Origin of the sequence: Bacillus cereus group sp. BfR-BA-01330 (genome assembly GCF_022663885.1) — a bacterium.
Taxonomy (GTDB): Bacteria; Bacillota; Bacilli; order Bacillales; family Bacillaceae_G; genus Bacillus_A; species Bacillus_A cereus.
Genome location: NZ_JAKUGK010000002.1, coordinates 262,525 through 275,123, shown reverse-complemented (window position 1 = coordinate 275,123; position 12,599 = coordinate 262,525). Strand labels below are relative to the sequence as shown.

Here is a 12,599-nt window from a genome sequence, read left to right as displayed (position 1 = left end):
TTTTATAAGCCACAATTTTATTTCAACAAGATTCATCCCAAAAGTCAAAACATACGTACAGTTTACATAACACTTTTATATAGCTAAAAAATAGCGTGAACTCATTCATTCACGTTATTTTTTCTCCATTCTTTCGCTTTTTCATCCACATTGCGCACAAACTCATTTTTTCCTTCCGTATATAACGCGCCATCATATGTATACTTTTCGGCTAATTCTTTCTTTAAGGTTGCATATGCCTCTGCTTCTTCACAATGAGCCATCATATAATCACGAAATGCTAAATGCCTTACTATCTCTGGATTTCCTTTTTCAAACACGTGTAAATGATACGAGCGTTTTTCTTCAGTTCCATGAATAAAATATCGGCGTCTTGAAATACCATTTTCCCCTTTTACGATGTAACCAAGCTCTATAAATCGTTCATTCCACCCATCTACTCTTTCGATATTTTCTACTTCCATGATCATATCAATAATAGGTTTAGCTGCCAGTCCGGGAACTGACGTACTTCCAATATGATAAATTTTTACCGTTTCTGGCATCGCTGATTTTAATCTTTTAGCCTCCATTTGAAATTTTTCACTCCAATGGTTTTCATGTGGAACAACGACAATTTTTCTCATTCTAACTCCCCTTTTCTTACAAGCTCGTCAAAAAATGATCAGTGGTATTTCACTGATCATTTTTTTATTATTTAAAGTCTTTCCAAGTAAGGTTACTTTCACTTAGCAGTTCTTCAAATGATTTATTCTTTTCACGTTCTTTTTGTTCTTGGCGCTTTCTTTCCAGTTCAGCTGCCTCTTTTTCCTCTTCCCTCACTTGCAACTCTTTCTTCTTACTCTTTAATTGTTGCATGAGTGAATCATTTAATTGATCGCCTAATGTAAGTGTTTCTTTCTTTGGTTGATTCACTTGTGATTGTCTTTGCATTTGTCTTTGTTTCTTTTTCTTCATGCTACTCACCTTTTACTTTTTTCTCCATTATAGTAGATACACAATGAAATCGACAATAAAAAAGGGTCTTTACTCTATTATTCACTTTTTGTAAATATGTTAATTTTTCGAAAAGACTAAATTTTTATGTAGCTATAATCCTATGAATCTATTAAAATTATGTCGTATGATGTCAGATTATAAAAAAGGAGAATTATATTATGTGGAAAAAAATTATTCCTGCCGTTGCTGTTTTAAGCACCATTACTTTTTCAAGCGTATTTGCCGCTCCCCCATCTCAGAATCCAGCTGAACAAAACCGCTACATAGACGTACAAATGCTTGGTATTAATGATCTCCATGGACAACTAGATACTGTTAAAAAAATCAATAATAAAGAAGCTGGTGGCGCTGATTACTTAGCTACTTATTTAAAAGAACATAAAAAACAAAACCCTAATACACTTCTCGTACATGCTGGTGATATCGTCGGAGCTAGTCCACCAGTTTCAGCATTATTACAAGATGAACCGACGATTGAATTTTTAAATGACTTAAAATTTGATGTCGGTACAATCGGGAACCATGAATTTGATGAAGGCATTGATGAAATGAAACGCCTCATTTACGGTGGATATCATGAAAAAACAGGAAATTTCAAAGGGGCTAACTTCCCCTATGTAGCTGCTAATTTCTATAACAAATCAACTGGCCGCTTATTTTTACCACCATTTACCGTAAAAATGGTAGATGGTGTTCCTGTAGGATTCATTGGGGTTGTTACAACTGATACACCAAATGTCGTTATGCCTACGATGCTTAACAATGTACAAATTACTGATGAAGTAGAAGCAATTAATAAATCAACACAACAATTAAAACGCCTCGGCGTTAAATCTATCGTCGTTCTTGCTCATGTCGGTGGAACAACCGATGAGTCTGGGGTAACAAATGGCGATCTTACTCGAATTGCAAATGAAACAGACCCAGAAGTTGATGTTATTTTCGGTGGACATAGTCATACGTATGTAAATGGTACAGTAAATAATAAACTAATTGTCCAAGCAAATTCATACGGAATGGCTTTCTCAGACGTCGATGTAACAATTGATCGTAAAACAAAGGATATTGTAAAGAAAAAAGCTGAAGTTATTACAACGTATCATGAAGGTGTAGAACCTGATAAACAAGTAAAGAAAAAACTAGATCAATATAAAGAAAAAATCGCACCACTTGTAAATGAAGTGGTCGGAAAATCTACAGCACCTATCGACCGTAAACAAAATGATGCTGGTGAGTCCACTCTTGGAAATTTAGTTGCCGATGCTCAGCGTCAAACGATGCAAACTCAAATCTCCCTCATGAATCCTGGTGGCATTCGTAATGACTTAGATGCTGGTGATATTACGTGGGGTGAGTTATACGGCATTCAACCTTTTGGAAATCAATTGATTAAAGTAGATTTAACAGGTCAAGACATTCGCGATATTTTAAATCAGCAATGGCAAAAAGGAACAACAAGAATGCTTCAAATTTCAGGTATTCAATATACGTGGGATGCAAATAAACCAAACGGTGAAAAAGTTACAAATATACGTTTAACAAACGGAGAAGAATTATCTCCATCTACAACGTATAGCGTAGTTGCAAATGCCTTCTTAGCTTCTGGCGGTGATGGATTCGTATCATTTAAAAATGGTAAAAATGCAGAAACTGGGCCAAACGACTTTGAAGCGTTAGTCAATTACGTAAAACAATTAAAAGAACCAATTCAGCCAGTTATTGATGGAAGAATTCAAAAAGTAAATTAAGTGTTTCTCTAATAATAAATTTCATTTTTCACGTATAAAGGATTTGTACTGATCCTCTATTTTATACGTAATATACATCATAAAAAGGATACTCGTTCTTCTAATGAACACAGTATCCTTTTCTTTAGTTATCAAAATGTGATGTTTTGTCAACTTCATATTGCTGTAAAAATTGTTGCAACGCCTCTTCTACAAGTTTAGATTTTTGAATTCCTTTCGATTCTGATATAAGGTCCAATCTTGCTAATATTTCTGTATTAATAGAAAAGGTCCGTCTCTTTTTCTCTGTACTTTTACTCACAATTGGTGCAATTACTTCTTCTCTTTTTCTTAATAACTCATAAATGCTTTGTAATTGCTCATAAATTAATAATTGATAATCTGTTTTCTCATATTGAAGGGCGGTCGCTTCTTGGAGTTGTAAGTGACGTGGTTCTTCTCCATCTCCTACAAAAATACGTTTCTTCTGCTCTCCATCATATTCGTATCCAATCAATCTTAATTTCTTCGATAATGTATACGGGCTTATTTCAAGACGTTTTGCTATAATAGCGATGGATTCACGTCTATTTAAACCATCTATAATTTCTCCAATCGTCACAATTTCCCTCCTCCCGTGTTGAAATGACACTAGTATGGTATGTTACAATGATTTTCTAACAGTATATGCAAAATGAATAGCCTGTGCGATTCATACGATTTCACAAAAGGAGGTTTTCAATATGCTTTTTCGTAGCTACACCCCTCAGTTCTATAACGAAAACAAACAACTCATTCCTAATAGTATCGCTACGATAGAAAGCGTTATGATTAATAATCGAAAACAAACTCTCCTTATGCGTGGACAAAACGTAGAGCAACCTATTTTATTATGCTGTCACGGCGGACCTGGGATGGCACAAATCGGATTTATTCGCCATTTTCAAAAAGAATTAGAGAAGCAATTTATTGTTATTAATTGGGATCAGCGCGGAGCTGGTAAATCCTTTTCAATGAAAGATTTCGGAGCAAATTTCACAATCGAACAATTCGTTTCCGATGCAAAAGAAGTGATTCAATATGTACTTAAAAAGTTCAACAAACAAAAACTATTTCTCGCTGGTCATTCTTGGGGAAGTATTATTGGGCTTAACATAGCACATCAATATCCAAAGTATATCGAGGCTTACATCGGTATTGGGCAAATTGTACATATGAAACAAAATGAAGAATTGCTATATCAACATTTAATTCATTCTGCAAAAAAACATGATCATAAAAAAGCATTAGCTTCCCTTTTAAAATTAGGCAAACCACCATTTTTAGATACGAGACGTCTCATTATTCAAAGAAAGTGGCTTGGCACATTTGGAGGCGCAATCCAAAACGGATCTTCCTTTTCTTTCATACGAAAAGGTTTCTTTTCTCCCGAATATACGCTATTAGATTGGTTCAAGTTTCTCGCAGGAAATTTAAAATCTGGCATTTTATGGGAAGAAATGCTGACAATCGATTTCTTTTCTTCTATCTCAAGTTTATCTATTCCAGTTTATTTTTGTTCTGGTCGCTATGATTATCAAACTCCTTATGCACTCGTTCAGGAATATTGCGATATTATTGAAGCGCCTATAAAAAAGATGATTTGGTTCCCAAATTCAGCACATTCTCCTGATTTAGAAGAACCAGAATTATTCGCTAATTCTTTACAATCAATTAAACAAGAGCTAGCTTTTCAGCATTAGTAACAAAAGGCTCTTTTACATTTCATAGAAAACATTTTATAATAATATGTCGCAAGTATGTATAAACATAGCAAAATGTTTCATATTTACTTGTCTTAACAGAATAAAAATTTAGGGAGATTACATTTATTATGAACGCTGTACTCGTCGCAGTAGCAATTATGCTATTGCTTAGTTTGTTACGTGTCCAGGTCATTGTCGCCATCATTGTTGGAGCTTTAACAGGCGGACTTATCGGCGGACTCGGTATTTCAGAAACGATTAACACTTTTACAACTGGTCTTGGAAACAGTGCTCCAATCGCTTTAAGTTATGCAATGCTTGGTGGTTTCGCTATTTCCCTTTCCAAAACAGGACTTCCAGATGCTATGATTCAAACTGCATTAAAATGGATTGGCAATGAACAAGACACGAAAAAACAAGTTTATTCTAAAATACTTATTTTATTCATTATTTTAACGATGGCTTGTTTCTCACAAAATGTGATTCCTGTTCACATTGCTTTCATCCCCATCTTAATTCCAGCACTTTTAAAAGTATTAAATGAGCTGAGAGTGGATCGCAGACTTGTCACATGTATTATTACATTTGGATTGATTACTCCTTATATGTGGATCCCTGCAGGGTTCGGAAAAATTTATCATGACGTATTGCAAACCAACGCTGCGCAAAGCGGCCTTACATTTGATGTCACACTTATTCCAAAAGCAATGACTATTCCAGCAATTGGTATGATTATTGGATTATGTGTAGCGGTATTCATTACGTACCGAAAACCTCGTACGTATGAAACAGAACAAATTCATACTACCGAAAATGAAATCGTTCCCTATACAAAACGTAGCATTACTTTCGGGTTATTATCTATCATTGCTACATTAACTGTTCAATTAACAACAGAATCAATGATTTTCGGTGCTTTAGCAGGTATTATCGTCTTATCAGTTAGTGGCAGTCTACCACTTAAAGAAGCAGATGCGATATTAACAAGCGGAATGCGTATGATGTCCTTTATTGGCTTTGTTATGATTGCTGCCGCTGGATTCGGCGCTGTTCTTCGAAAAACAGGACATGTTGAATCTCTGGTGCAAACGAGTGCACATATAATTGGAAATAACAAACCACTCGCTGCATTTCTTATGCTCGTTATTGGACTTCTCGTTACGATGGGAATTGGTTCATCCTTTTCAACCATCCCTATCTTAACAACCATTTTTGTACCTCTTTGCATTCAGCTTGGATTTAGTCCAATGGCCACAATTGCAATTATCGGTACAGCCGGAGCACTAGGTGACGCAGGATCTCCAGCATCGGATAGTACCCTTGGACCAACATCCGGTTTAAATGCTGATGGTCAGCACCATCATATATGGGATACATGTGTACCCACTTTTCTACATTACAATATACCGTTACTTATATTTGGCTTTATTGCCGCAATTACATTATAAAAAGGTGCGTATAAAACGCACCTTTTACTTTTTTATTTTTCCTTTTAATTGTTGAAAAGCTACTTTTCCGTTATCTTTGACATAGCTTTCAATTGTCGGTAGTGATGGACCTATCCATTCACACTCTATACTCCCATTCGGTCCAACAATTTTTAATTTATCTGGTATATGTATATTTAGAAATCTCGCTGACCGAATTAACTCAATAGCAATCTGATCACTTGAGGCTACAATTCCATCTATATACGGATTGTTTTGCAATAATGTAATAAATTGTTTATTTGTATACCCTTGTACACATTCTTCTCGATAAGAGATTCCTTCATCCCAAACAGCGTCTAAAAACCCTGCTATATGATCTTCCATTTCTTCACTTTCTTCTCCCTCACCGAAATATGCAAGAAAGTGACACCCTTTCTCTTTTAATAAAGAAACAGCTCTCTGTCCACTTTCATAATAATTTCCATGTGATTGTTGCTCATCGATCACAACAAACGGAAATGGAATTTCTCCTACACTTTTAAAAACTGCTCTCGTCAAAATAACACCTGCAATGTTATTTTGCTTCAGCATATGTATGTATCTATCTTTATTCTCTATATTACAAATAATGATTTGATAGCCTTCTTTATATGCTATTTCCTCAATACAATGTAGCAAAGTGATGTTTGATTGGTTACATAAATTATCTACAAGTAATGCAATTATCGTTGAACTCTCTTTAAATAGTGGCTTCGCTGCACTGTTTGGCCTATAACGTAATTCTTCAATTGCTTCCTTTACTTGTTTTACTGTGTCCTCATGAACGTATCCTTTTTCATTAATAACTCGTGAAACGGTTGCGACTGAAACACCTGCCAATTTTGCAACATCACGTATAGTTGCCACATCGTCACCCCTTAATATGGTAATAGATTACAATTTTACGGTAACCTAAATTACACTATCCGTCAAGATTAATAACTCACATTTCTGAAAATTGTTACATCATTTCACTAAACGATACTCCAACTGAATTTCATGTAAAATTGGGATATTATCATATCCCATACGTGGAATTTCTTTCTTTATTTTTCGTGCCTCCTCTACCGCATTCACATATAAATTAGTCATTACAAAATTACGTTTTTGGTAAAATCGTAACGCATTCATATTATCATTTGTTGTAATAAGCCAAACCTGTCTGCACCGTTCTTCTTCTGCAACTTGTAATACACAATCCACAAGTTTCGTCCCTATTCCTTTTCTTTCTTCAAAGCTATCTAGCGATACAATTTCGCATATATTTCCGGTCACTTCATACGTTATAATTCCGATTATTCTGTCATCTGAGAGCGCAACAAATCCTGGCAACTCTTCTAACTGATGTCCCTTACCACGTGAAACCATCAATGAACTTCCCCAGTTCTCACACATGAACATTCGGATTGTTTCTTTCATCGCTGGCGTAATTTTTTGTATATGCAGCATTTCCTATTTCTCCCCTTTTATATCATTGTGATACAATATAAGTGTATCACATGTAACGGTATTTGGAGGATGAGGTAAAGTATGAAACGTTTTTTTGCAGCATTGTTTACTATACTAGGTGCAATAACTGCCCTTGGGATTTTCTTTACAAATAAAGTGATGTACTTAAAGAAAAAAACAGAGGAAGAAGTACTCGAAAGAGAAACGAAAAAACATTTTCGTATAGAGGATTTTGATGCTCTTCATAAAGAAGAAATTCATATCCCTTCACAATTCGGATACGACCTTCACGGATATTACATTCCTGCTGGTCATTCCACCAATAAGTTTATGGTTTTTTGCCACGGTGTAACTGTAAATAAAATAAACTCTGTAAAATATGCAAACTTATTCTTAAAAAGGGGATATAACGTCCTCATTTACGATCATCGTCGTCATGGTAAAACTGGTGGAAAAACAACAAGCTATGGATACTATGAAAAACATGATTTAAAATCCGTAGTTGACTGGCTAAAAAACCGTTTTGGCACCAATATTACACTTGGTATTCATGGTGAATCTATGGGAGCTGCAACACTTCTTCAATACGCAGGACTTGTAGAAGATGGTGCTGATTTCTATATTGCAGATTGTCCTTTCTCTGATTTTCACGGACAATTACAGCACCGTTTAAAGGTTGAATTCCATTTACCAAAATGGCCTTTATTACCTTTAGCAAACGCATTTTTGAAAGTTCGTGACGGTTATACAATTCGTGAAGTTTCACCAATCGACTGTATAAAAAACATTAACAATCCCGTTCTCTTTATTCATAGTAAAGATGACGACTATATTTTAGCTGATATGACAAAAGCGTTATATGAAGCGAAAGAAAATAATAAGCAGCTTTATATTGCAGAACACGGTGCACACGCTTGCTCTTATAACGAAAATAAAGAAGAGTACGAAGCAGCCGTCGATCAATTTTTAAACACATATGTGAAAGAAACAAAAAACAGGCTTGCATAAGCCTGTTTTTTATTGCGCTAAAACGTCTGTAACTTGTTCCATATTTTCAGAAATCCATTGCATTGCATCATCTAACGTTGGGAATTCTGTCGTTTGAAATGTTACTTCATCTTGAAGTAACCAAACATCCTTTGCCTCTTGCCCTACACCTGCAATGGACCAATGTAACAAACTATATGGATGATTATCATTCAAAAATGATGCCCACGTGCGCTCATTTGCAATGTTTCGTAATGTATGTAATTGTTTATCCATCTCTCGTCACCTTACTCTAGTCAGTTATGAAAACTATTATAACACTCTCTTCTTTCTCAAACAAAGTGCTCTTTTTATATTGTCAAGCACTTCCCTTGATTATATGATGAAATTAAGCGTTTGGGAAGGAGGGATAACGTTGGCAAAAGTACAAATTAAAGTAAATGATAATGGCTCTTTTCGCGTTACAGGGGACGTGGAATTAGTCGACTCACAAGGGAATGTATTCCCAGCAAAACCGGCATTTTCTTTATGCCGTTGTGGTTTATCAAAAAATATGCCTTATTGCGACGCTTCGCATAAAGGTAAATTCGAATCTGTTGTTAGAGCACCAGAGGCAGAATAATTTTACATGTGACATGCACATTTTTTTGTGCATGTTTTTTCTTTTTAGCAACTCTGTTATATCCCTTCTCCTTACAACATTTCTAATACTTTTATTTCCATTCCAGCCTGCATATATTTTCACACAATTCTTCACATTCGAATATTTTTTACTAGCCTTTTATTTTTTTTGTGCTATAATTTGAGCAAACAGCATCCTTCGGGGTCGGGTGAAATTCCCAACCGGCGGTGATGAAGTGAAAACTTCTAAGTCCGTGACCCGTTTTCAACTCGAAAACGGTGGATCTAGTGAAACTCTAGGGCCGACAGTATAGTCTGGATGGGAGAAGGATATGTTTCTAGTTTTTTATATAGTGAATACACTTTTATTTCAGTATGCATATTTTTAAAGATTCATTTTGATTCTTTATATATGTTTAATTTTCTATACTTATTTTTTATACTGAAATAAAAAGAGACAACTAGCGTTTAAAAATTCGATATTTTGCTAGGTTTTTTCCTTATGCAGAAATATCAATTATCGTTAGGTTTCTTTCCTATGCTTTCGTATTCAAACTATATTTCTAGAAATCACGTCTCCCAAACCCCAAGGATATTAAATCCTTGGGGTTTTTTGATTTTTTTAGGAGAGGTGAAGAAAATGACAGATCAAGAATATATGAGGATTGCCCTGCAGTTAGCAGAAGGGACATCAGGACAAACAAGTCCAAATCCTATGGTTGGTGCTGTTGTTGTAAAAGATGGAAACATCGTTGGTATGGGGGCTCATTTACGAGCTGGTGAAGAACACGCAGAAGTTCATGCCCTTCAAATGGCTGGTCAGAACGCCAAAGACGCTACCGTTTATGTAACACTGGAACCGTGTAGCCACTTTGGAAAAACACCACCTTGTTGTGAATTGCTCATCGAAAAAGGAGTTAAGCGTGTTGTAATTGCTACTCTCGATTGTAATCCGCTCGTTTCTGGTAACGGAAAAAGAAGATTAGAGGAAGCTAGAATTGAAGTAACGACCGGTGTTCTTGAAGCAGAAGCAGTTTTATTAAATCGCTACTTTTTTCACTACATGAAAACGAAGCGCCCTTTTGTAACAATCAAAACAGCGATGAGCTTAGATGGAAAAACAGCAACTGTAACTGGTGAAAGTAAGTGGATTACAGGTGAAGAAGCACGTGCTGATGTTCACCAATATCGCCATACACATGATGCAATTCTTGTTGGAGTGAATACAGTTATAGCTGATAATCCTCATTTAACAACAAGAATTCCAAATGGTGGGAAACATCCTATTCGCGTTGTTTTAGATACCCATTTACGAACGCCACCATCTTCTCATGTTATAACAGATGGTTTAGCACCGACATGGATTATTGTCGGTAAGGATGTAAAGGAAGAGAAGATATCTTCTTATGAATCTAAAAATATAGCTATATTCCAAATGGAAACGAAACATATAGAAATCGAGGACCTTCTTTCCTTTCTTGGAGAGAAACAAATTCTTTCTCTATTCGTTGAAGGTGGCCAATCGATTCATGCAAGTTTCTTAAAAACAAACAATTTTAATGAAATTGTAACCTATATAAGCCCGAAATTAATTGGTGGGAAAGATGCTCCTACTTTATTTGGAGGAAATGGTTTTTCAAAATTACAAAATGCGCTTTCCTTGAAAATTCAAGAGATGAAACAAATTGGTGATGATATAAAAATCGTTGCGAATGCCCGAAACGAGGTGACGAAATGTTTACAGGAATTGTAGAAGAATTAGGAACGATAGCAAACATGCAACAAAGCGGAGAAGCGATGAAATTAACGATTCATGCAAAGAAAATTTTATCAGATGTTCACTTAGGTGATAGTATCGCGGTTAACGGTATTTGCTTAACTGTAACAAGCTTTACAACTACTTCATTTACAGTTGATGCAATGCCTGAAACGATGCAGTCGACATCACTTCGCATGCTTAAACCGCACTCTAAAGTAAATTTAGAGCGAGCAATGGCTGCAAACGGACGATTCGGTGGACATTTCGTTTCAGGACATATTGATGGAATCGGAACGATTTTAAATAAAAAACAACATTACAATGCCGTCTATTACAAAATAGCAATTTCTGATGAACTACTGCGCTATTGTTTGCAGAAAGGGTCCATTGCTGTTGATGGAACGAGTTTAACGATATTTGATATAGACGAATCTTCCATAACGATTTCACTCATCCCGCACACAGTAAGCGAATCTGTCATTGGAGCAAAAAATGCCGGAGATATCGTAAACATTGAGTGTGACATGATTGGTAAATATATTGAACGCTTTATTACTAAACCTACAAAACGAGTAGGTTCAATGACCGAAAGCTTTTTACAAGAAAACGGATTTCTATAAGGGGGAAGCACAATGTTTCATCGTATTGAAGAAGCTCTAGAAGATTTAAAAAAAGGTAAAGTCGTTATCGTATGTGATGATGAAAACCGAGAAAATGAAGGCGATTTTATTGCTTTAGCAGAGTACATTACACCAGAAACAATAAATTTTATGATTACACATGGCCGTGGTCTCGTTTGTGTACCGATTACGGAAGGATACGCAGAACGTCTACAATTAGAACCAATGGTATCTCATAATACAGATTCACATCATACTGCGTTTACAGTGAGCATTGACCATGTCTCTACAACAACAGGGATTAGCGCTCACGAACGTGCAACTACGATACAAGAATTGTTAAACCCCGCATCAAAAGGTGCTGATTTCAATCGACCTGGACATATCTTTCCATTAATTGCGAAAGAAGGCGGTGTCCTGCGTCGTGCAGGTCATACAGAAGCTGCTGTTGATTTAGCAAAGCTATGCGGTGCCGAACCAGCTGGAGTTATTTGCGAGATTATAAATGAGGACGGCACGATGGCACGTGTACCTGATTTAATAGAATGCGCAAAACAATTTGATATAAAAATGATTACAATAGAAGATTTAATTGCTTACCGCCGCCATCATGAAACACTTGTGACGAGAGAAGTGGAAATTACATTACCTACAGATTTCGGTACTTTCCACGCAATTGGCTATTCTAACTCATTAGATACGAAAGAACATATCGCACTTGTAAAAGGTGATATTTCAACAGGTGAACCGGTACTTGTACGTGTTCATTCTGAATGCTTAACAGGAGATGTATTCGGTTCACATCGCTGCGATTGCGGACCACAACTCCATGCAGCACTTGCTCAAATTGAGCGTGAAGGAAAAGGTGTTCTTCTTTATATGAGGCAAGAAGGAAGAGGCATTGGGCTTCTTAATAAGCTTCGTGCTTATAAATTACAAGAAGAAGGATTCGATACTGTAGAAGCAAATGAAAAACTCGGCTTCCCTGCTGATCTTCGTGATTACGGTATCGGTGCTCAAATATTAAAAGATTTAGGTTTACAGAGTTTACGATTATTAACGAATAACCCAAGAAAAATTGCTGGCTTACAAGGTTACGATTTAGAAGTAGTCGAGCGTGTACCGTTGCAAATGCCAGCAAAAGAAGAGAATAAATCGTATTTACAAACGAAAGTAAACAAATTAGGACACTTACTAAACTTATAATTAAAGGAGAGATTTAT

The 12,599-nt window shown here is 35.9% G+C and carries 14 protein-coding genes and 1 riboswitch; of the genes, 8 read left to right on the top strand and 6 right to left on the bottom strand.

The annotated features are described in order from the left end of the window. Nucleotides 1-101: 101 nt before the first annotated feature. Both MR112_RS07240 and MR112_RS07235 read right to left on the bottom strand, forming a co-directional pair. Nucleotides 102-626, bottom strand: coding sequence for a GrpB family protein (locus MR112_RS07240; protein ID WP_001227190.1), 525 nt, complete (start codon nucleotides 624-626; stop codon nucleotides 102-104). Nucleotides 627-693: 67 nt separating this feature from the next. Further along, nucleotides 694-957 carry a YqkE family protein gene (locus MR112_RS07235; RefSeq protein ID WP_000727561.1) on the bottom strand — a complete coding sequence of 88 codons (264 nt, stop codon included), beginning with the start codon at nucleotides 955-957 and terminating at the stop codon, nucleotides 694-696. A gap of 200 nt (nucleotides 958-1,157) precedes the next feature. Here MR112_RS07235 and MR112_RS07230 point away from each other — a divergent pair, with 200 nt between their 5' ends. Next, nucleotides 1,158-2,747 carry a bifunctional metallophosphatase/5'-nucleotidase gene (locus MR112_RS07230; RefSeq protein WP_000265550.1) on the top strand — a complete coding sequence of 530 codons (1,590 nt, stop codon included), beginning with the start codon at nucleotides 1,158-1,160 and terminating at the stop codon, nucleotides 2,745-2,747. Nucleotides 2,748-2,871: 124 nt separating this feature from the next. Here MR112_RS07230 and MR112_RS07225 read toward each other — a convergent pair whose 3' ends face one another. Beyond that, on the bottom strand, nucleotides 2,872-3,348 hold the full coding sequence (locus tag MR112_RS07225) for a ribbon-helix-helix domain-containing protein (RefSeq protein ID WP_000151931.1): 477 nt from the start codon (nucleotides 3,346-3,348) through the stop codon (nucleotides 2,872-2,874). A gap of 121 nt (nucleotides 3,349-3,469) precedes the next feature. On the opposite strand from MR112_RS07225, the gene MR112_RS07220 reads away from it, so the two are divergent. Beyond that, nucleotides 3,470-4,468: an alpha/beta fold hydrolase gene (locus tag MR112_RS07220; RefSeq protein WP_000898969.1), complete on the top strand. Its 999-nt coding sequence runs from the start codon at nucleotides 3,470-3,472 to the stop codon at nucleotides 4,466-4,468. Between the two features lie 131 nt (nucleotides 4,469-4,599). Then, complete coding sequence (locus MR112_RS07215; RefSeq protein WP_000994817.1) at nucleotides 4,600-5,919, top strand: Na+/H+ antiporter family protein; 1,320 nt, start codon at nucleotides 4,600-4,602, stop codon at nucleotides 5,917-5,919. A 24-nt stretch (nucleotides 5,920-5,943) separates the two neighbouring features. Here the strand turns inward: MR112_RS07215 and MR112_RS07210 are convergent, their stop codons facing one another. Together MR112_RS07210 and MR112_RS07205 are read right to left on the bottom strand one after the other, a co-directional pair. Beyond that, on the bottom strand, nucleotides 5,944-6,807 hold the full coding sequence (locus MR112_RS07210) for a LacI family DNA-binding transcriptional regulator (RefSeq protein WP_078186896.1): 864 nt from the start codon (nucleotides 6,805-6,807) through the stop codon (nucleotides 5,944-5,946). Nucleotides 6,808-6,906: 99 nt separating this feature from the next. Next, complete coding sequence (locus MR112_RS07205) at nucleotides 6,907-7,389, bottom strand: GNAT family N-acetyltransferase (RefSeq protein WP_000902435.1); 483 nt, start codon at nucleotides 7,387-7,389, stop codon at nucleotides 6,907-6,909. Nucleotides 7,390-7,470: 81 nt separating this feature from the next. On the opposite strand from MR112_RS07205, the gene MR112_RS07200 reads away from it, so the two are divergent. Next, entirely contained in the window at nucleotides 7,471-8,397 is a 927-nt protein-coding gene (locus MR112_RS07200; RefSeq protein WP_000819234.1) for an alpha/beta hydrolase, read from the top strand. Between the two features lie 9 nt (nucleotides 8,398-8,406). On the opposite strand, the gene MR112_RS07195 is transcribed toward MR112_RS07200, so the two are convergent. Beyond that, nucleotides 8,407-8,652 carry a DUF2552 family protein gene (locus MR112_RS07195; RefSeq protein WP_000360793.1) on the bottom strand — a complete coding sequence of 82 codons (246 nt, stop codon included), beginning with the start codon at nucleotides 8,650-8,652 and terminating at the stop codon, nucleotides 8,407-8,409. A gap of 139 nt (nucleotides 8,653-8,791) precedes the next feature. On the opposite strand from MR112_RS07195, the gene MR112_RS07190 reads away from it, so the two are divergent. The 4 genes from MR112_RS07190 to ribBA all read left to right on the top strand — a co-directional run bounded on the left by MR112_RS07190 (nucleotide 8,792) and on the right by ribBA (nucleotide 12,582). Then, entirely contained in the window at nucleotides 8,792-8,998 is a 207-nt protein-coding gene (locus MR112_RS07190) for a CDGSH iron-sulfur domain-containing protein (RefSeq protein ID WP_001151582.1), read from the top strand. Between the two features lie 190 nt (nucleotides 8,999-9,188). Beyond that, nucleotides 9,189-9,332: riboswitch (FMN riboswitch) on the top strand. 305 nt (nucleotides 9,333-9,637) lie between these two features. Beyond that, nucleotides 9,638-10,750, top strand: coding sequence for a bifunctional diaminohydroxyphosphoribosylaminopyrimidine deaminase/5-amino-6-(5-phosphoribosylamino)uracil reductase RibD (ribD, locus tag MR112_RS07185; RefSeq protein WP_000131986.1), 1,113 nt, complete (start codon nucleotides 9,638-9,640; stop codon nucleotides 10,748-10,750). After that, nucleotides 10,732-11,376, top strand: a complete 645-nt coding sequence (gene ribE, locus MR112_RS07180) for a riboflavin synthase subunit alpha (RefSeq protein ID WP_000493908.1) — start codon at nucleotides 10,732-10,734, stop codon at nucleotides 11,374-11,376. The genes ribD and ribE overlap by 19 nt, the downstream gene beginning before the upstream one ends. A 12-nt stretch (nucleotides 11,377-11,388) precedes the next feature. Beyond that, entirely contained in the window at nucleotides 11,389-12,582 is a 1,194-nt protein-coding gene (ribBA, locus tag MR112_RS07175; protein ID WP_000468976.1) for a bifunctional 3,4-dihydroxy-2-butanone 4-phosphate synthase/GTP cyclohydrolase II, read from the top strand. The last annotated feature ends 17 nt before the right edge of the window (nucleotides 12,583-12,599 follow it).

Excerpts from the sequence above, each read along its gene's own strand:
- MR112_RS07240 (WP_001227190.1), bottom strand. The coding sequence starts at position 626 with ATGAGAAAAATTGTCGTTGTTCCACATGAAAACCATTGGAGTGAAAAA.
- MR112_RS07235 (WP_000727561.1), bottom strand. The coding sequence starts at position 957 with ATGAAGAAAAAGAAACAAAGACAAATGCAAAGACAATCACAAGTGAAT.
- MR112_RS07230 (WP_000265550.1), top strand. The coding sequence starts at position 1,158 with ATGTGGAAAAAAATTATTCCTGCCGTTGCTGTTTTAAGCACCATTACT.
- MR112_RS07220 (WP_000898969.1), top strand. The coding sequence starts at position 3,470 with ATGCTTTTTCGTAGCTACACCCCTCAGTTCTATAACGAAAACAAACAA.
- MR112_RS07215 (WP_000994817.1), top strand. The coding sequence starts at position 4,600 with ATGAACGCTGTACTCGTCGCAGTAGCAATTATGCTATTGCTTAGTTTG.
- MR112_RS07205 (WP_000902435.1), bottom strand. The coding sequence starts at position 7,389 with ATGCTGCATATACAAAAAATTACGCCAGCGATGAAAGAAACAATCCGA.
- MR112_RS07200 (WP_000819234.1), top strand. The coding sequence starts at position 7,471 with ATGAAACGTTTTTTTGCAGCATTGTTTACTATACTAGGTGCAATAACT.
- MR112_RS07195 (WP_000360793.1), bottom strand. The coding sequence starts at position 8,652 with ATGGATAAACAATTACATACATTACGAAACATTGCAAATGAGCGCACG.
- ribD (WP_000131986.1), top strand. The coding sequence starts at position 9,638 with ATGACAGATCAAGAATATATGAGGATTGCCCTGCAGTTAGCAGAAGGG.
- ribE (WP_000493908.1), top strand. The coding sequence starts at position 10,732 with ATGTTTACAGGAATTGTAGAAGAATTAGGAACGATAGCAAACATGCAA.
- ribBA (WP_000468976.1), top strand. The coding sequence starts at position 11,389 with ATGTTTCATCGTATTGAAGAAGCTCTAGAAGATTTAAAAAAAGGTAAA.